General features: G+C 73.6%; 15 protein-coding genes. 6 read left to right on the top strand and 9 right to left on the bottom strand.

Going from position 1 to position 17,645, the window contains the following annotated elements:
* Positions 1-136 precede the first annotated feature (136 nt).
* Positions 137-1,738: a multicopper oxidase family protein gene (locus tag ACIP93_RS10590; RefSeq protein WP_401757395.1), complete on the bottom strand. Its 1,602-nt coding sequence runs from the start codon at positions 1,736-1,738 to the stop codon at positions 137-139.
* Positions 1,739-1,837: 99 nt separating this feature from the next.
* On the bottom strand, positions 1,838-2,287 hold the full coding sequence (locus ACIP93_RS10595; protein WP_401757397.1) for a hypothetical protein: 450 nt from the start codon (positions 2,285-2,287) through the stop codon (positions 1,838-1,840).
* 197 nt (positions 2,288-2,484) lie between these two features.
* Here ACIP93_RS10595 and ACIP93_RS10600 point away from each other — a divergent pair, with 197 nt between their 5' ends.
* Positions 2,485-3,348: an alpha/beta fold hydrolase gene (locus tag ACIP93_RS10600; RefSeq protein ID WP_401757399.1), complete on the top strand. Its 864-nt coding sequence runs from the start codon at positions 2,485-2,487 to the stop codon at positions 3,346-3,348.
* Between the two features lie 8 nt (positions 3,349-3,356).
* A complete protein-coding gene (locus tag ACIP93_RS10605) occupies positions 3,357-3,764 on the top strand; it encodes a DUF5990 family protein (RefSeq protein ID WP_401757400.1) in 408 nt (135 codons plus the stop codon).
* Between the two features lie 183 nt (positions 3,765-3,947).
* On the opposite strand, the gene ACIP93_RS10610 is transcribed toward ACIP93_RS10605, so the two are convergent.
* The 3 genes from ACIP93_RS10610 to ACIP93_RS10620 all read right to left on the bottom strand — a co-directional run bounded on the left by ACIP93_RS10610 (position 3,948) and on the right by ACIP93_RS10620 (position 5,764).
* Complete coding sequence (locus tag ACIP93_RS10610; protein ID WP_401757934.1) at positions 3,948-4,523, bottom strand: DUF305 domain-containing protein; 576 nt, start codon at positions 4,521-4,523, stop codon at positions 3,948-3,950.
* 98 nt (positions 4,524-4,621) lie between these two features.
* Positions 4,622-5,299: a DUF3105 domain-containing protein gene (locus ACIP93_RS10615; RefSeq protein ID WP_345223495.1), complete on the bottom strand. Its 678-nt coding sequence runs from the start codon at positions 5,297-5,299 to the stop codon at positions 4,622-4,624.
* Between the two features lie 69 nt (positions 5,300-5,368).
* On the bottom strand, positions 5,369-5,764 hold the full coding sequence (locus tag ACIP93_RS10620) for a hypothetical protein (protein WP_345223497.1): 396 nt from the start codon (positions 5,762-5,764) through the stop codon (positions 5,369-5,371).
* A gap of 206 nt (positions 5,765-5,970) precedes the next feature.
* On the opposite strand from ACIP93_RS10620, the gene ACIP93_RS10625 reads away from it, so the two are divergent.
* From ACIP93_RS10625 to ACIP93_RS10635, 3 genes are all read left to right on the top strand, one after another.
* Positions 5,971-7,332: a glutamine synthetase family protein gene (locus tag ACIP93_RS10625; protein ID WP_189821854.1), complete on the top strand. Its 1,362-nt coding sequence runs from the start codon at positions 5,971-5,973 to the stop codon at positions 7,330-7,332.
* A gap of 86 nt (positions 7,333-7,418) precedes the next feature.
* Positions 7,419-8,156 (top strand): methyltransferase domain-containing protein, encoded by a 738-nt coding sequence (locus ACIP93_RS10630; protein ID WP_401757403.1) that lies wholly within the window; start codon positions 7,419-7,421, stop codon positions 8,154-8,156.
* A 12-nt stretch (positions 8,157-8,168) separates the two neighbouring features.
* The gene (locus ACIP93_RS10635) at positions 8,169-8,684 is read left to right on the top strand and encodes a DinB family protein (RefSeq protein ID WP_345223504.1); all 516 of its coding nucleotides are present in this window, start codon (positions 8,169-8,171) and stop codon (positions 8,682-8,684) included.
* A 126-nt stretch (positions 8,685-8,810) separates the two neighbouring features.
* On the opposite strand, the gene ACIP93_RS10640 is transcribed toward ACIP93_RS10635, so the two are convergent.
* The 4 genes from ACIP93_RS10640 to ACIP93_RS10655 form a co-directional block, all read right to left on the bottom strand.
* A complete protein-coding gene (locus ACIP93_RS10640) occupies positions 8,811-11,810 on the bottom strand; it encodes a bifunctional [glutamine synthetase] adenylyltransferase/[glutamine synthetase]-adenylyl-L-tyrosine phosphorylase (protein WP_345223506.1) in 3,000 nt (999 codons plus the stop codon).
* A gap of 521 nt (positions 11,811-12,331) precedes the next feature.
* Positions 12,332-13,270 (bottom strand): phosphatase PAP2 family protein, encoded by a 939-nt coding sequence (locus tag ACIP93_RS10645; RefSeq protein ID WP_380836988.1) that lies wholly within the window; start codon positions 13,268-13,270, stop codon positions 12,332-12,334.
* Between the two features lie 85 nt (positions 13,271-13,355).
* Positions 13,356-14,375, bottom strand: coding sequence for a LacI family DNA-binding transcriptional regulator (locus tag ACIP93_RS10650; protein ID WP_401757406.1), 1,020 nt, complete (start codon positions 14,373-14,375; stop codon positions 13,356-13,358).
* Positions 14,376-14,400: 25 nt separating this feature from the next.
* Positions 14,401-16,044 carry an alpha-amylase family glycosyl hydrolase gene (locus tag ACIP93_RS10655; protein WP_401757408.1) on the bottom strand — a complete coding sequence of 548 codons (1,644 nt, stop codon included), beginning with the start codon at positions 16,042-16,044 and terminating at the stop codon, positions 14,401-14,403.
* A gap of 322 nt (positions 16,045-16,366) precedes the next feature.
* Here ACIP93_RS10655 and ACIP93_RS10660 point away from each other — a divergent pair, with 322 nt between their 5' ends.
* A complete protein-coding gene (locus ACIP93_RS10660; protein WP_401757410.1) occupies positions 16,367-17,641 on the top strand; it encodes an extracellular solute-binding protein in 1,275 nt (424 codons plus the stop codon).
* Positions 17,642-17,645 lie beyond the last annotated feature (4 nt).

A 17,645-nucleotide genomic window follows, 5' to 3' on the forward strand; every position in this document is an offset into this window, starting at 1 on the left:
GGGGCTATGGCGTGTTCGCCTCGGGGGCCCCCGCGGACCCTACCCGCGCCTCCACTACTACCCCACATCTTGCCGGGGGGGGGGGGGCCGGGGGGGGGGGGCCCCCCGCCCCCCCCCCGGCGCCGGGCGGCCCCGCTCAGCGCCGGTAGCCCAGCACCGTCATCATCCCGGCCTCCGCGTGGTAGACGTTGTGGCAGTGCAGCATCCACAGGCCCGGGTTGTCCGCGTCGAAGTCCACCGTCAGCCGGCCGTTCGGCAGCACGATCGCGGTGTCCTTGCGGGCCCCCGACGCCGCGCCGCCGAGCGCGAAGGTGTGCCCGTGCAGATGCACCGGGTGCCACATCGCCGTCGCGTTGGCGACCTCCAGCCGCACCCGCTCGCCCGCCCGTACCGGGTGCCGCTGGTCCGGCGCGTACGGCCTGCCGTCGAAGGCCCAGTCGTACTTCGCCATCCCGCCGGTCATCCGCAGCCGGATCGTCCGGTCCGGCGCACGCGGGGGCAGCGCCACCGACCGCGCGGCCCGCAGCCGGTCGGCCGTCACCAGCTTCCCGGCCAGCTCCCTCGGCCGTACCCCGGCGTCGGGCGCGGCGCCGCCGCCGGTGCGCAGCAGCGCGAGCCCCGACGCCTTCTTGCCCTCCGCGACCGCCGTCAGCGGGAACACGCCGTCCCCGGCGGTCACCAGGACGTCGTACCGCTCGCCCATCCCCAGCAGCAGCGCGTCCGTAGTGACGTGCTCGACCGGGAAGCCGTCGGTGTGCGTCACCGTCATCCGGTGCCCGCCGAGCGCGACGCGGAAGGCGGTGTCGCCGCCCGCGTTGACGATCCGCAGCCTGATCCGCTCGCCGGGTTCGGCGCGGTACGTCGAGGGGTCGGCCGGCACACGGCCGTTGACCAGGTAGTGCGGATAGGCGACGTCGCCCGCGTCCGCGCCCAGCAGGTCGCTGGCGGCGCCCGTCATCATGCGGGAGGGGCCGGCGCCCCGCGGCGGCTTCGTGGGGGCGGGCACGCCGTGGCCCCCGTGCCCGCCGCCCGGACCTCCGCCGTGGTCCATGCCGCCCATGCCCCCGCTGAGTTCGGCGAGCACGGCGTCCGGGGTCGAGCCCGCCACCCCGTCCACCCAGTCGTCCAGCACCACGACCCACTCCCGGTCGTACGCCAGCGGCTCCTTCGGGTCCTCGACGATCAGCGGCGCGTACAGTCCCCGGTCCTGCTGGACGCCGGAGTGCGGGTGGAACCAGTACGTCCCCGGGTGCGGCACCGTGAAGCGGTACGTGAACGAGGCGCCCGGCGCGATGTCCCGCTGCGTGAGCCCCGGCACGCCGTCCATGTCGTTGCGCAGCGCGAGGCCGTGCCAGTGCAGGGAGGTGGCGGCGGGCAGGTGGTTGGCCAGGGTCAGGGCGAGGGTGTCGCCCGCCGTGACCCGGACCTCCTGGCCGGGCAGCGCGTCGCCGTACGCCCAGGACTTCACGGTGACGCCGCCGCCCAGGTCGAGCGGGGCGGGGGTGGCGATGAGCCGGACGGTGCGGACGGGGCCGTTGCCCCGGGCGGCCTCGGCGGCGACGACCTCCTCGTCGTACGGGGCGATGTAGCCCCGGGGTGCGGCCGGCGGGGCGGAGGGGGAGTGCCCCGGCCCGGCGTGCCCGGTGGCGCCGCCGGACGAACAGGCCGTCAGGAAGCCGGTCCCGGCGGCGGCGATGCCCGCGCCCAGCACGGAACGGCGCGTGTGATGCGTACGCATGACTGGAGTACCTCGTGTGTCTGAAGGTGAGTGCCCGGCTCCCGCGGCCGTGCGGGCGTGCGGGAGCGGCGGATGGACGAAGCGGGAGGAGGGCCGCTTCTAGATCCGCAGGACCGACAGACGGGCGAGCGCGACGCGCAGGGGCGGCGGGTGGGGCCACAGGGCGCGCAACAGGCCGCTGTCGCGCACGGGTTCGGCCCACTCCCGCCGACGCCGCGACAGTGCGAGCGCGCACAGGAGCGCGACGCCCCACGCCGTGAGCACGGCGAGGCAGACGGACATGGGGTCCATGCCGTGCAGCGGGGGCTCGGAGGTCGCCGCCAGGGGGTCGGCGGCCGCGAGGGGCGCCGCGGGGGCGCTCGCTGCCGCCGCTTCGTGGAGGGGCGCGGCGGACCCCTGGTGACGGGCCGTCACGGAGGCCGGGTCCGCGGAGCCCCCGTGCTCTTCGGCGGGATGCCCCAGCGTGTGCATCGCGACGATGCCGCACAGGAGCGCGACGAGCAGCAGGAGCCGCCCGCCCCACGTGTCCCGCCCGCGCCTCGTCGCCATGCCGTGCACCTTACCCCCGGCGGGTATCCCTTCCGAGGGAGGCGTGGGCCCCGGATGACCGTCTGTCCCGTGTGTCCGGATTCGCGCGGCCTCCGTACGCACCCGGGTGCCGGGCCCCGCCGACGCCTTCAGGTGCTGCTGGTGGCGATCCGGCCCATGGTGCTCGCGCACTCCGTGCGACGCGAGAAGCTGTCCCCATGACGATCATGGGAGAGTTCGTGCGGATCGCGGGAGTGCCCCACCACGTGGTGGTGGAGGGCAGCGGCCCGGTGTGCGTGCTGAGCGCGGGGCTCGCGATGAGCTGGTACGACTGGGAGCCGGTCGTGCCGCTGCTGACGCCGCACCGCACGGTGGTGCGCTTCGACCGGCCCGGCCACGGGTTCTCGGGCCCGGCGCGGGCGGTGCCCACGGCGGCGGGGGAGGCGCACCGGATCGGGTCGCTCCTGGACGCGCTGGGGCTGCGCACCCCCGTCACCGTCGTCGGGCACTCCATCGCCGGTTTCCACGCGGAGGCGTTCGCGCGGCTGCACCCGGAGCGGGCGGCCGGTGTCGTCCTGGTGGACTCCAGCGCCGAACCCCACGCGCAGGCGCCCGCCGCTCCCGCCGTACGGACCGGGGCGACGCGGGCGCTGGGATCGGCCCTGGCCGCGGCCGGACTGCCCGCCCTGCTGGGCCCCGCCGTCCGCCGCGCCGCCGTACGGGCCTCCCGCGCCCGGCACGCCCACGACCCGGCCCCCACCCCGCTGGTGCGCCGCACCTACCGGACGGCCCGGGTCCTGCGGGGCGCGCTGCTGGAGAACGGCTCCTACCGGGCGGTCGCCGCCGAACTCCTCGCCCTGCGCACCACGCACCCGCTGCCCGCCTCCCTCCCGGTGACGGTGCTCGCCGCGTACGACGGCCGGCCCACCCTGCCCGCGCTGCACTGGCTGGAACGCCAGCGCGACCTCGCCGACACGCTGGCCGCACGCTTCGAGGCCGTCCCCGGGGCGGGGCACCTGCTCATGCTGGACCGCCCGGAACGGGTCGCGGAGGCGGTGCTCTGTCAGACCCCCGTGCTGTGATGGGGGCCATGACGGAGCTGAGGCTGAGACTCATCGGGGAACACCTGCCGGGCGCGGACTGCGGCGAGTTCCGCGACGTGCACGTGGCGGTGCAGCGCGGGAAGGACCCGGAGGGGCCGGTGCGGGGGGACGCGGCGGAGGCGGTCTGGGACCTCACGCTGGACGTCCGCCCGGGCCCGGACTTCCGCGGCCCGTACGTGCACGGCCGCCCCGGGACCCGCTTCCTCTACCTGACCTGGGGCGAGGTGGGCCCGGACGGGGCCTTCGCGATGTTCCGCCGCGCCAAGATCTTCTGCGCGGACATCCCGGCGGCCCTGGTGGCCCGGGGCGAGGCGGAGGGCCGCATGTCCCTCACGGACGACAAGGGCCTGCCCCTGTGCGCGGGGATCCTCCCCCCGGAGATCAGGTGGAGCTGACGGCCCCGCCGGCGATCCAGCGGAGCCGACGGCCCGGCGACCATGTGGGGCTGACGTCCCTCCCGGCGGTCACGTAGAGCCGACGGCCCCCGGCGATCACATGGAGCCGACGCCCCCGGCGATCACGTGAAGCCGACGGCCCGCACGGCGGCTGCCCGGCGGCCCGCCCGACGGCCCGCACGGCTACTGCCCGCGCTCCCTCAGCATCCCCTCCATCAGCTCCACCTCCGCCTGCTGCGCGTCCACCATGCCCTGCGCCAGCTCCTTCTCCACCCGCACCGAGCACAGCCGCACGCAGCCCCGGGCCATCTCCACCCCGCCCCGGTGGTGCGCGGTCATCAGCCGCAGGTAGCGGACCTCGGCCGCCCGCCCCGACGCCGTGCGCAGCTCGGCGAGCTGGGCGCGGGTGGCCATGCCCGGCATCAGGCCCTCCGGACCCCGCGCGTGCCCCGCGTGCCCGGACCCGCCCAGCCACGCCATCGGCGCGGTGCCCGTCTTCGGCAGCCCCCACAGGTCCAGCCAGCCCAGCATCATGCCCCGCTGGTTGGCCTGCGTGTTGGCGATGTCGTACGCGAGCCGCCTGACGTCCGCGTCCTTCGTGCGGTCCCTGACCAGGAACGACATCTCCACCGCCTGCTGGTGGTGCGCCGCCATGTCCCGCGCGAACCCCGCGTCGGCGGAGTCCCCCCCGGGGCCCCCGGGCACGGCGGGCCCGCCCTCGGACGGCGCGGACGCCACGGGCGCGGGCGACGACGTCATCGCCGCCCGCGTCACCGTCACCGTTCCGGCCACCACCGCCAGCGCGAACACCACCGCCCCGACGGCCTGCCACCACGTACGGCTCCCCGCACGGCCCACTACTCCATGCCCCCGCCCAGCACCGGCTTTCCGGCCCCGTCCAGCGTCACGCCGTTCGAGCAGGCCGCGCCCGGCTCCGGGGTCTGCTTGCCCATCACGTACCGGGTGAAGAACTGGCCGACGCGCGGGTCGTCCGCCCCGTCCACGGTGACCTGCTTGCCCCACGCGCTCAGCATGATCGGCCCGGCCTGCGCCCGCACCGGGCTCATCAGTGAGTACTGCGTCTTCCTGACCTTCGCCGCGAGTGCGTCGACATCGCTCTTGGCGGCCTTGTCGTTGTACGTCACCCACACCGCGCCGTGCTCCAGGGAGTGCACGGCGTGCTTGTCCGGGACCGGCTTCGTGTAGACGTCGCCCTGACAGTTCATCCACGCCTGGTGGTGGTCGCCGCCGACCGGCGGGGTCATCGGGTACGTGACGTCCTTGGTCACGTGCGTGCGGCCCAGCTTCTTGGCGTCCCAGGCCTTCTCGCCCCTGATCGGGGCCTTCGCGGCCGCGACCTGGGCCTCCTTCTTGTCGGACTGCTCGGTGAAGACGTACACCCCGAAGCCGACGACCCCGGCGAGGACGGCCCCGCCGACGCCGAAAGCGATGATCTTGTTGCGGCGGTCCCGGGCCTTCTCGGCACGCCGCATCTCGTCTATTCGGGCCTTGCGGGAGGGGGAGGCGGTGGACATGGCTGGACTTCCTCTTCTGCGCGGGGAGTTGGGCGTACGGAGGGAACTCGTCCGGAAACGGACCCCCTCCTACCTCCGCAGCACTCCCAGCACGTGCGCCCCCGGCGCCCGGGCCCGCACCTCGCCCGCGCGCCGCACCCTCGGCCTCTCGTCACCGCTCGCGTGCCGCACGACGAGTACGGCGGCGCCGGGGGCGGAGTCCTGGGGCGGGGCGGTCAGAACGGCGGGCGCGAGGTGCGGGAAGACCCCGCAACCGCCTTGCTCATAGGGGCAGTTGTACGCAGCCGTGGCCGCGGCCGTGGTCAGGCCCTCGCGGTGCGGGCCGGCCGTCCCGCCGCCCGCCCCGGCGGGGTCCGGGCAGGCGAGCAGGGTGCCCAGCAGCGCGGCGACGGCGCACAGCAGGGCCGCGCCGCGCCACGCGTGACGCACGGTGCCCGTGATGCGGAGGTGCCGCACTCGCCCCATGGCCCGAGATGCTAACGGCCGCCCGGTCCGGCGTCCCCGTTTCTCCGTCACCAGGCCGGTTCGGTGCGCGACGGCGGGCACGACGCGTTGGCCGGTCCAGGGGCACTGCGCAACCTGCGCGAAACCGTGTGGTGGGATGCTGGAAGCCCCGATTGTGTCCCGAGGCGCGGGAGCAGGCGGCCTGACCAGCAAGGATGGATGTGAAAATGGACAAGCAGCAGGAATTCGTGCTCCGTACCCTGGAGGAGCGTGACATCCGCTTCGTGCGCCTGTGGTTCACCGACGTGCTCGGCTTCCTGAAATCGGTGGCGGTGGCCCCGGCCGAGCTGGAGCAGGCCTTCGACGAGGGCATCGGCTTCGACGGCTCCGCCATCGAGGGCTTCGCCCGGGTCTACGAGTCCGACATGATCGCCAAGCCGGACCCCAGCACCTTCCAGATCCTCCCGTGGCGCGCGGAGGCCCCCGGCACCGCCCGGATGTTCTGCGACATCCTCATGCCGGACGGCTCGCCGTCCTTCGCCGACCCGCGCTACGTCCTCAAGCGCATCCTGAACAAGACCTCCGACCTCGGCTTCACCTTCTACACGCACCCCGAGATCGAGTTCTTCCTGCTCAAGGACAAGCCGCTGGACGGCTCGAAGCCGGTCCCGGCCGACAATTCCGGCTACTTCGACCACACCCCGCAGAACGTCGGCATGGACTTCCGCCGGCAGGCCATCACCATGCTGGAGTCGATGGGGATCTCGGTCGAGTTCAGCCACCACGAGGGCGCGCCGGGCCAGCAGGAGATCGACCTGCGCTACGCCGACGCGCTCTCCACCGCCGACAACATCATGACCTTCCGCCTGGTCATGAAGCAGGTCGCGCTCGAACAGGGCGTCCAGGCGACCTTCATGCCCAAGCCCTTCTCCGAGTTCCCCGGCTCCGGCATGCACACCCACCTCTCGCTCTTCGAGGGCGACCGCAACGCCTTCTACGAGTCCGGCGCGGAGTACCAGCTCTCCAAGGTGGGCCGCTCCTTCATCGCGGGCCTGCTCAAGCACGCCGCCGAGATCTCCGCCGTCACCAACCAGTGGGTCAACTCCTACAAGCGCATCTGGGGCGGCTCGGCGCGCACCGCGGGTTCCGGCGGCGAGGCCCCCTCGTACATCTGCTGGGGCCACAACAACCGCTCCGCCCTCATCCGCGTCCCCATGTACAAGCCCGGCAAGACCGGCTCCTCACGCGTCGAGGTCCGCTCCATCGACTCCGGCGCCAACCCCTACCTGACCTACGCGGTCCTGCTCGCCGCCGGCCTCAAGGGCATCGAGGAGGGGTACGAACTCCCGCCGGGCGCCGACGACGACGTCTGGGCCCTCTCCGACGCGGAACGCCGCGCCATGGGCATCGAACCCCTGCCGCAGAACCTCGGCGAGGCGATCGCGCTGATGGAGCGCAGCGAACTGGTCGCCGAGACGCTGGGCGAGCACGTCTTCGACTTCTTCCTCCGCAACAAGAAGCAGGAGTGGGAGGAGTACCGCAGCGAGGTCACCGCGTTCGAGCTGCGGAAGAACCTGCCCGTTCTGTAGCTTTCGGGCAACGAGCCTGCCTGTCGCATCCGTTGAAGGGCCGTTAAACGGGTGCGGCGGGCCCGCCGGGGTGAGAGCCTGCGCGGATGGAAAGATCACTCAGGTCCCGGCTGGCCCACACGCACCACCCCATCGCGGCACCGCTCGACGACTCCTCCGTACGCAGGGTGCTGGACCGCGCGGTCGTGCGCGGTGACGAGCGTCTGCTCGACCTCGGCTGCGGCCAGGCGGAATGGCTGATCAGGGCCCTTGAGGCGAATCCCGGGGCCACCGGCGTCGGGGTCGACATCGACACGGCGGCCCTGGCGGCCGCCCGCGAGCAGGCGGACGCCCGGGGTGTCGGGGACCGGCTGACCCTGCACGAGGCGGACGCGGACGCCTTCGTGCCGGACGGGGACTTCGACGTGGTCCTCAGCGTCGGCGCCACGCACGCCTTCGGCGGGCTGATCGCCACGCTCGCGGTCGCCCGGAAGTACCTCGCGCCCCGGGGCGCCGTGCTCGTCGGCGACGCGTACTGGCTGACCGAGCCGACCGCCGAGGCCGTCGAGATGCTCGGCGAGTACGAGGACCTGGCGACGACGGTGGAGAACGTCGTCGCCGACGGGTGGGTCCCGGTGTACGGGCACCTCAGCACCCGGCACGAGCTCGACGACTACGAGTGGCACTGGACGGGCTCGCTCGCGGAGTGGGCCGTGAACCACCCCGACCACCCGGACGCCGCGGCGGCCCTGGAGTCCTCCGCCGCGCACCGCACGGAGTGGCTGCGGGTGTACCGGGACAGCTTCGGCTTCCACACGCTCGTACTGCGGCCGACGAAGGGCTGAGGGGGGATCGCGATGGACGCCGGGACCGGGCGGCCCGCGCCGCCCCTGCGCGGGGGCGAGCGGGAGACGCTGCGGGCGTTTCTGGACTTCCACCGGGCCACCCTCGCCATGAAGTGCGAGGGGCTGTCGGACGAGCAGCTCAGGACGCGGTCGATGCCGCCCTCGACGCTGTCGCTGCTGGGGCTCGTACGGCACATGGCGGAGGTCGAGCGGACATGGTTCCGGCGGGTCGTCGGGCGGGAGACCGGCCTGCCCTTCGTCTGGTCCGACACGCAGGACTACCAGGAGGCGTACGACGCCACGGGCGCGACCCGGGCGGAGGCCTTCGCGGCCTGGGAGGCCGAGGTGGAGTGCGCGCGGCGCGTCGAGCGGGAGGCGGAGTCGCTGGACGTCACCGGGTACCAGGAGCGGTGGGGTGAGGACGTGTCGTTGCGGCTGGTGATGCTGCACCTGATCCATGAGTACGCGCGGCACAACGGGCACGCGGATCTGCTGCGGGAGGGGATCGACGGGGTGGTGGGGGCCTAGCGCCGACCGCCCGGGCCGCGCGGGTCCGGGGGCAGGAGGGTCCCGCGCGGGAGACCGGGTGCGCGGGGCCCGCGCGGGCGCCTCGTGGCCGGTCGCGCGGGCCCCGTACTCCAGAGGGGCGTCGGCTCACGACCCGTAGAAGAGGTCCTCCATCACCGCCCTCGCCCGGCGGGTGATGCGGCGGTAGTCGTCGAGCATGTCGCCCACGTGGCCCTCGTCGTAGCCCAGGTAGCGGCCCATCGCGGCCAGTTCGCGGCCGTCGGAGGGGAACGTGTCGCCGGCCCGGCCGCGCACCAGCATCACTCCGTTGCGGACGCGGGAGGCCAGGACCCACGCGTCGTCCAGGGTCTGCGCCTCCTCGGTCGGGATCAGGCCCGCCGCGTGCGCGGCGCGCAGGGCCTCGCGGGTGCGGGTGGTGCGCAGGCCCGGTTCGGCCCAGCCGTGCCGCATCTGGAGGAGCTGGACCGTCCACTCCACGTCGCTCAGGCCGCCCCGGCCCAGTTTGGTGTGCAGGGTGGGGTCGGCGCCGCGCGGCATGCGCTCGGACTCCATGCGGGCCTTCAGGCGGCGGATCTCGCGCACCGCGTCGTCGCCCAGGCCCTCCACCGGGTAGCGCAGCGGGTCGATCAGCTCGATGAAGCGGCGGCCGAGGTCCGGGTCGCCCGCCATCGGTTCGGCGCGCAGGAGGGCCTGGCTCTCCCAGACCAGGGACCAGCGGCGGTAGTAGGCCTCGTAGGACTTCAGGGAGCGGACCAGCGGGCCGCTCCTGCCTTCCGGCCGCAGGTCCGCGTCGATCAGCAACGGCGGGTCCGAGGTGGGGAGCTGGAGCAGCCGGCGCATCTCGGTGACGATCCTGTTGGCGGCCCGGGCCGCCTCCTGTTCGTCGACGCCCTCGCGCGGCTCGTGGACGAACAGGACGTCCGCGTCGGAACCGTAGGCGAGTTCGTGGCCGCCGAAGCGGCCCATGCCGATCACGGCGAAGCGGGTGGGGAGTTCGTCGCCCCACTGGGCGCGGACGGCCGCCCGCAGGGCCCCGGCGATCGTGGCCGCGTTCAGCCCGGTGACCGCCTGGCCGACGCGGTCCACCAGCGCGCCGGGGTCGGATTCCGCCGGGCTCTCCTCCGTGCCGTAGGAGCCGATGATGTCGGCGGCCGTGGTGCGGAAGAGCTCGCGGCGGCGTACGCCGCGGGCCGCCGCGACGGCGGCCTCCGCGCCGTCCGCGCGGCCCACCGCGGCCAGGACCTCCTGCTCCAGGTGTTCGCGGGTGCGGGGGGTGAGGCCCTTGGGGTCGCCGAGGATGGCGACGGCCTCGGGGGCGCGCAGCAGGAGGTCGGGGGCGAGCCGGCCGGCGGACAGCACGCGGGCCAGGTTCTCCGCCGCCGCGCCCTCGTCGCGCAGCAGGCGCAGGTACCAGGGGGTCTTGCCGAGCGCGTCGGAGACCTTGCGGAAGCCGAGCAGCCCCGCGTCCGGGTCGGCGGAGTCCGCGAACCAGCCGAGCAGGACGGGCAGCAGGGTGCGCTGGATGGCGGCCTTGCGGGTGACGCCGGAGGAGAGGGCTTCGAGGTGGCGGAGGGCTCCGACGGGGTCCGCGTAGCCGAGGGCCTGGAGGCGCTGGCCGGCCGCGCGGGGGCTCAGCCGGGCCTCGCCGGGGGCGAGCTGGGCGACCGCGTCGAGCAGCGGGCGGTAGAAGAGCTTCTCGTGCAGGCGGCGTACGACCGACGCGTACCGGCGCCAGGCCTGCTGGAGCTCGGTCACCGGTTCCCCGCGCAGGCCCAGGGAGCGGCCCAGGCGGCGCAGGTCCGCCTCGTCCGTGGGGACGAGGTGGGTGCGGCGCAGGCGGTGGAGCTGGATGCGGTGCTCCATGGTGCGCAGGAAGCGGTACGCCTCGTCGAGCTGCGCGGCGTCCGCCCGGCCCACGTACCCCCCGGCGGCGAGCGCCCGCAGGGCTTCGAGGGTGGTGCCGCTGTGCAGCGACGCGTCGCTGCGGCCGTGCACGAGCTGGAGGAGCTGGACGGCGAACTCCACGTCCCGCAGGCCGCCCGGGCCGAGCTTCAGCTCGCGGTCCACCTGCCCCGCGGGGATGTTGTCGACGACCCGGCGGCGCATCTTCTGCACGTCGGGGACGAAGTTCTCGCGCTCGGCGGCCTGCCAGACCATCGGGGCGAGGGCCTGGACGTACTCCTCGCCCAGGGAGAGGTCCCCGGCCACCGGGCGGGCCTTCAGCAGGGCCTGGAACTCCCAGGTCTTCGCCCAGCGCTGGTAGTACGCGACATGGCTGGAGAGGGTGCGCACCAGGGGGCCGTTGCGTCCCTCGGGGCGGAGGTTGGCGTCGACGGGCCAGATGGTGCCCTCGACGGTGGTGTCCGAGCAGATCCGCATGAGGTGGGAGGCGAGCCGGGTGGCCGCCCGCATCGCCTTGGCCTCGTCGGCCCCCTCGGCCCCCTCGACCGCCTCCCCGACGAAGATCACGTCCACGTCGGAGACGTAGTTCAGCTCGTGGCCGCCGCACTTGCCCATCGCGATCACCGCGAGGCGGCACTGGGCGGCGTCCTCGGGCGCGGCCCGGCGGGCGATGGCCAGGGCGGCGCGCAGGGTGGCGGTCGCGAGGTCGGCCAGCTCGGCGGCGGTCTCGGCCACGTCGGTGGTCCCGCAGACGTCCCGGGCCGAGATCGACAGCAGGCAGCGGCGGTAGGCGACGCGCAGGGCGTCGGGGTCGTCGGCGCCGGCGAGGTGGTGCTCGAACTCCGCCACGCCGGGGTGCAGGTCGGCCGCCTCGTACGTGAGGAGGGCGTGCCAGTCGCCGGGGTGGCGGGCGAGGTGGTCGGCCAGGGCCTCGGAGGCGCCCAGCACGCCCAGCAGCCGGTCCCGCAGCGGCTTCGCCGAGACGAGCGTCCGCAGGAACTCCTGCCGCCGCGCCGTGTCCTCCTGCGCCTCGGCGAGGCGGACGAGGCCCCGCAGGGCGAGGTCGGGGTCGGCGGTCGCGCCGAGGGCGTCGAGGAGGACGGGGTCGTGGCGCACCGGTTCGAGGGCTTCCTCGTCGAGGAGGCGCTCGGCGGTGGCCGGGTCGGTGAAGCCGTGCCGGATGAGGCGGGTGAAGGTGCTGCTGCGGCGGCCTGGCACGGTCATGCGGGTCCCTTGGGCGGTGGGCGTACGGTGCCCTCCGAGCCTAGCCGGGCGCCGCCGCACGAACCCGGGGCCGGGCGGTGCGCCCCTTCAGGGGCGCGGGGAACTGCGCGCCCAGCCACGACGCACCCGCGGTGAACCCTGGACAGCCGCGCGGCGAGCGCTTTAGGGAAAGGGGCGGGTCCGGGGCCTCTCTGCCCGAGCCGGGCGGGGCTGCCTGGCCCGGTGCCGGGGCTGAGCTCGCGGCCTTGGCGGGATCGCGCACCCGGCACAGGCGCTCACGCAGGGGGCGGCACCCGGGCGGGCCGGGAGCGGGAGGGGCCGCCCCCTTGCCCGCCCGTTCCGCCCCCTTGGGGCGGCCCCGTCGCCCAAGGGGGCTCGGAGGTGAAGCCCAAGGGGGCGGGGGCGGAGGGCGGCTGCGGAGCCGAAGGGGGCTGGTGTCACGGCCTTGGCGAAGTCGCGCGTCCGGCGCAGGCGCTTGCGCAGGGGGCGGCATCCGGATGGGCCGGGAGGAGGGTGCGGGGTCAGGCCTGGGCTGGGAGGAGGTGGTGGGGGGAGGGGGCGGAGACCAGCTTGGGGAGGCGGTGGGGGAGGGACCCGTACCAGGCGTAAGCCACCGCGTACCCGAAGGACAGGCACAGCAGCCCCCCCACCGCGTCCAGCCAGAAGTGGTTCGCCGTGGCGACGATGACGACGAGGGTGAGCGTCGGATAGAGCAGGCCGAGCACCCGCACCCACGGCACCGACGCCAGGAAGAAGATCGTCAGCCCGCACCACGTCGACCACCCGATGTGCATCGACGGCATCGCCGCGTACTGGTTCGACATGTGCTTGAGGTCGCCCGACGCCATCGACCCCCACGTGTGGTGCACGAGCACGGTGTCGACGAAGCCGCCGCCGTTCATCAGGCGCGGCGGGGCCAGCGGGTACAGGTAGTAGCCGACCAGTGCGACACCGGTCGTGGCGAAGAGGATCGTCCGCGCCGCCGCGTACCGCCCCGGCTGCCACCGGTACAGCCACACCAGCACCCCGATGGTCACCAGGAAGTGCAGCGTCGCGTAGTAGTAGTTCATGCCCACGACCAGCCAGGTCACCGAGTCGACCGCGTGGTTGATCGTCTTCTCGACGGCGATCCCGAGCTCGTTCTCGACCTTCCAGATCCAGTCGGCGTTGGCGAGCGCCTTGGCCTTCTGCTCGGGGACGGCGTTGCGGATCATCGAGTAGATCCAGTAGCTGACGAGGAGCAGCAGGACCTCGAACCAGATGCGCGGCCGCCGCGGCGAGCGCACCCGCCCGGCCAGCGAGACGGCGGCGCGGCCCGCGCGCCGCACCCGGCCGGACGGCACGGAACCGGGCCGGTCGGCCCCCTCCCCGCTCACCTTGGGTGAGGGGATGGTGGCACGCCTGCCCTGGTCGGGGCCTGCCTCCCGGCCTGCCGCGGTTCTGGTCCTCGCTTCACCCATGGCACGAGAGTCTGCCAGATCGTTATCCGCGCGCGATCATCCCTCGGAGGGTTCCGGCGGGCCCGGAGTACGACTCAGGTACTACTCACCGGCGGGGGCCGGAGGCCGTCGAGCCCCGCACGACCAGTTCCGGGTGGAAGACGAACTCGCTGTGCGGCGCGGGCGTCCCCCCGACCTCTTCGAGCAGGGCCCGCACGGCCGCCTGGCCCATGGCCGTCACCGGTTTGCGGATGGTGGTCAGCGGCGGGTCGGTGAACGCTATGAGCGGCGAGTCGTCGAAGCCGACCACCGACACGTCCTTCGGCACGTCGAGCCCCAGCCGGCGGGCGGCCCGTATCGCGCCGAGCGCCATCATGTCGCTCGCGCACACCACCGCCGTGCAGCCCCGCTCGATGAGCGCGGAGGCGGCGGCCTGGCCGCCCTCCAGCGTGTAGAGGGAGTGCTGGATCAGCTCCTCCGTCTCCTCGGCCGCCAGCCCCAGCCGCTCCTGCATGCTCGCCCGGAAGCCCTCGATCTTGCGCAGGACGGGTACGAACCGCTTCGGCCCGACCGCGAGCCCGATCCGGGTGTGCCCGAGGGCCGCGAGGTGGGTGACCGCGAGCCGCATGGCCGCCCGGTCGTCGGGCGAGATGAAGGGGGCCTGCACCTTCGGCGAGAAACCGTCGACCAGGACGAAGGGCACGCCCTGGGCGCGCAGCTGCTCGTAGCGCTGCATGTCGGCGGTGGTGTCGGCGTGCAGTCCGGAGACGAAGATGATGCCGCTCACCCCCCGCGCCACCAGCATCTCCGTCAGCTCGTCCTCGGTGGAGCCGCCCGGGGTCTGGGTGGCGAGCACCGGGGTGTAGCCCTGCCGGGTCAGCGCCTGCCCTATCACCTGGGCGAGCGCCGGGAAGATCGGGTTCTCCAGTTCGGGGGTTATCAGCCCGACGAGGCCCGCGCTCAGCCGGCGCAGCCGGACCGGGCGCTCGTACCCGAGGACGTCGAGTGCGGCGAGTACGGATTCGCGGGTGCCCGAGGCAACACCGGGCTTGCCGTTCAGGACCCGGCTGACCGTCGCTTCGCTGACCCCCGCCTGGGCTGCGATGTCGGCTAGCCGTGCGGTCATGACTGTGGACCTTACCGGGCGCGTGTCAGATTGCCCACCAAGCGCAGGAATCGGCCGGGAGCACGACCTGCGCCCCCGCGCCGGGCGCGACCTCGGCCGACGCGACCAGCAGCCGCCCCGGGGAGGGGAGTTCGACGGGGGCGGAGGTGGCGTTGAGGGTGCAGCGGAAGCCGTCCCGCTCGAAGTCGAGCAGTCCGTCCGCCGACGGCCGCCACTCCATCGCGCCGTCCCCGAGGCCGGGCAGCTCCCTGCGTACGGTCAGGGCCGTGCGGTAGAGCTCCAGGGTCGACCCCGCCACGCCTTCCTGGGCCGCCGCGCTCAGCCCCTGCCAGTCCGCGGGCTGCGGGAGCCAACTGCCGCCGCTGCCGAAGCCGTACGAGGGCCCCTCGGGCGTCCAGGGGAGCGGCACCCGGCACCCGTCGCGCAGCCCGTCCTGGCCGTCGCTGCGGAAGAACGAGGGGTCCTGCCGGACGGCGTCGGGCAGGTCGGTGACCTCGGGCAGACCCAGCTCCTCGCCCTGGTAGAGGTACGTCGAGCCGGGCAGCGCCAGCATGAGCAGGGCCGCGGCGCGGGCGCGGCGCAGGCCGAGGGCGCGGTCGGCGCCGCCGTAGCGGGTGAGGTGGCGCACCACGTCGTGGTTGGACAGCACCCAGGTGGTGGGCGCGCCGACGGAGCCGGTGGCGGCGAGCGAGGCGTCGATGACGGCGCGCATCGCGACCGCGTCCCAGGGGCAGGTCAGGAACTGGAAGTTGAACGCCTGGTGCAGCTCGTCGGGGCGCACGTACAGCGCGAGCCGCTCGGGGGACGGCGCCCAGGCCTCCGCGACGCCGATGCGCTCGCCGCCGTACGCGTCGCCGTGGTCCGGCCGGTCCGTGTACGAGTCCAGGAGGCGGCGCCAGCCGCGGTGGATGGCGTGCACCCCGTCCTGGTCGAAGAAGGGGAGGACCTGCGAGCCGATCATCCGGGCCTGTTCGCGGGCCCCGATGTCGGGCATTCCGGCGGCCTTGACCATGCCGTGCGCGACGTCGACGCGGAAGCCGTCGACGCCCTTGTCGAGCCAGAAGCGCAGTACGGAGTCGAACTCGGCGTGCACGGCCGGGTTCTCCCAGTTGAGGTCGGGCTGCTGCGGGGCGAAGAGGTGGAGGTACCAGTCGCCGTCCGGGACCCGGGTCCAGGCGGGGCCGCCGAAGACCGACTCCCAGTCGTTGGGCGGGAGTTCGCCGCTCGCGCCCCGGCCCGGCCGGAAGTGGTAGAGGTCGCGCCCGGGGCCGCCGGCGAGGGCCGCGCGGAACCACGGGTGCTGCTCGGAGGTGTGGTTGGGGACGACGTCCACGATGACGCGCAGGCCCAGCCCGTGGGCGCGGTCGATGAGGCCGACCGCGTCGTCCAGGGTGCCGAAGAGCGGGTCGACGGCCCGGTAGTCGGCGACGTCGTAGCCGCCGTCGGCCTGCGGGGAGGCGTAGAAGGGGGTCAGCCACACCGCGTCGACGCCGAGGGCGGCCAGGTGCGGGAGGCGCTCGCACACTCCCGGCAGGTCTCCGACGCCGTCCCCGTTGCTGTCGGCGAAGGAGCGGACGTACACCTGGTAGATGACGGCGTCGCGCCACCACCTCGACGAGGCGGGGCGGGGGCCGGCGGCGGGCGCGGGGCGGCGCGGCAGGGTGGTCATCGGCGTCCTTCTCGTACGGGAGGCGGGGGAGCAGCGGCGCGGCGGACTCCCGGGACGCCAGGATCAACGCCGGTGGGACGGGAAAGTAACCCGTGCTGCAAGTTCTTGCGGAGGGGGGTGCGAACATGTACGGAAGCCCGCGAAACCAGGACTGGCCTGGGAATCAAGGCTCCCGACGGACACCTTCCGGTCTCGCGGCGGTAACGTCCGACCGCTTCTTGCAGAAATTTCCCGCAAACTCTTTCGGACTTCTTTCAGGCTTGTTACGTTCCTCCACGACCCGGCGCCGCGACGGAGCGGTACGGCAGTTGAAGGAGTTCGGATGCGACGTGGCATGACAGCCACCGCCCTGGTCGCGACGCTGGCGCTCGCGGCTACCGCCTGCGGCGGCGGCGACGGCGACAAGCAGGGCAAGGGCGCGGGCGGCGAGCTCGCCGGCGAGGTCACCTGGTGGGACACCTCGACCGTCGGCAGCGAGGACAAGGTCTTCAAGAAGATCGCCGAGGACTTCGAGAAGAAGCACCCCAAGGTCACGGTCAAGTACGTCAACGTGCCCTTCGGCGACGCCCAGAACAAGTTCAAGAACGCCGCGCAGGCCGGTTCCGGCGCCCCCGACGTGATCCGCTCCGAGGTCGCCTGGACCCCGGACTTCGCGGACCTCGGCTACCTGGCCCCCCTCGACGGCACCACCGCCCTGAAGAACGAGGGCGACTTCCTGCCGCAGGCCGCCGCCTCCACGAAGTACAAGGACAAGACGTACGCCGTCCCGCAGGTCATCGACTCGCTGGGCATCTTCTACAACAAGAAGATGCTGAAGGACGCGGGCGCCGAGGTCCCCAAGGACGTTCCCTCGCTGAAGGAGGCCTCCAAGAAGGTCAAGGAGAAGTCCGGCAAGACCGGTTTCTACCTGCGCGGCGACGACGCGTACTTCTTCCTGCCGTTCCTCTACGGCGAGGGCGGCGACCTGGTCGACGCCAAGACCAAGACCGTCACCGTCGACAACGCGGCCGGCGTCAAGGCCATGAAGACCGTCAAGGACCTGCTCGACTCGGGCGCCGCCAAGACGGACGCCACCGACGGCTACGAGAACCAGCAGAAGGCCTTCAAGTCCGGCGAGGTCGCCATGATGGTCAACGGCCCCTGGGCGCTCGCCGACACCTACACGGGCGAGCAGTTCAAGGACAAGTCCAACCTGGGCATCGCCCCGGTCCCGGCCGGCTCGGCCAAGCAGGGCGCCCCGCAGGGCGGCCACAACCTGGCCGTGTACGCGGGCTCCAAGAACCTCGACGCCTCGTACGCCTTCGTCGAGTACATGTCCTCGCCCGCCGTCCAGGCCCAGGTCACCAAGGAGCTGAACCTGCTCCCGACCCGCACCTCGGTCTACGCCCAGCCCGAGGTCGCCAAGAACGAGATCGTCGGCCTGTTCAAGCCGGCCGTCGAGAAGGCCGTCGAGCGCCCCTGGATCCCGGAGACCGGCAGCCTCTTCGCGCCGCTGGTCACCGAGTACACCAAGGTCCTCACCGGCCAGACCACGCCGGAGGCGGGCACCAAGGCCGCCGGTGACGCGTACCGCAAGCTCCTCAAGGGTTGGAAGTAACACC

The organism is Streptomyces sp. NPDC088745 (assembly GCF_044751045.1).
GTDB lineage: Bacteria > Actinomycetota > Actinomycetes > Streptomycetales > Streptomycetaceae > Streptomyces > Streptomyces cremeus.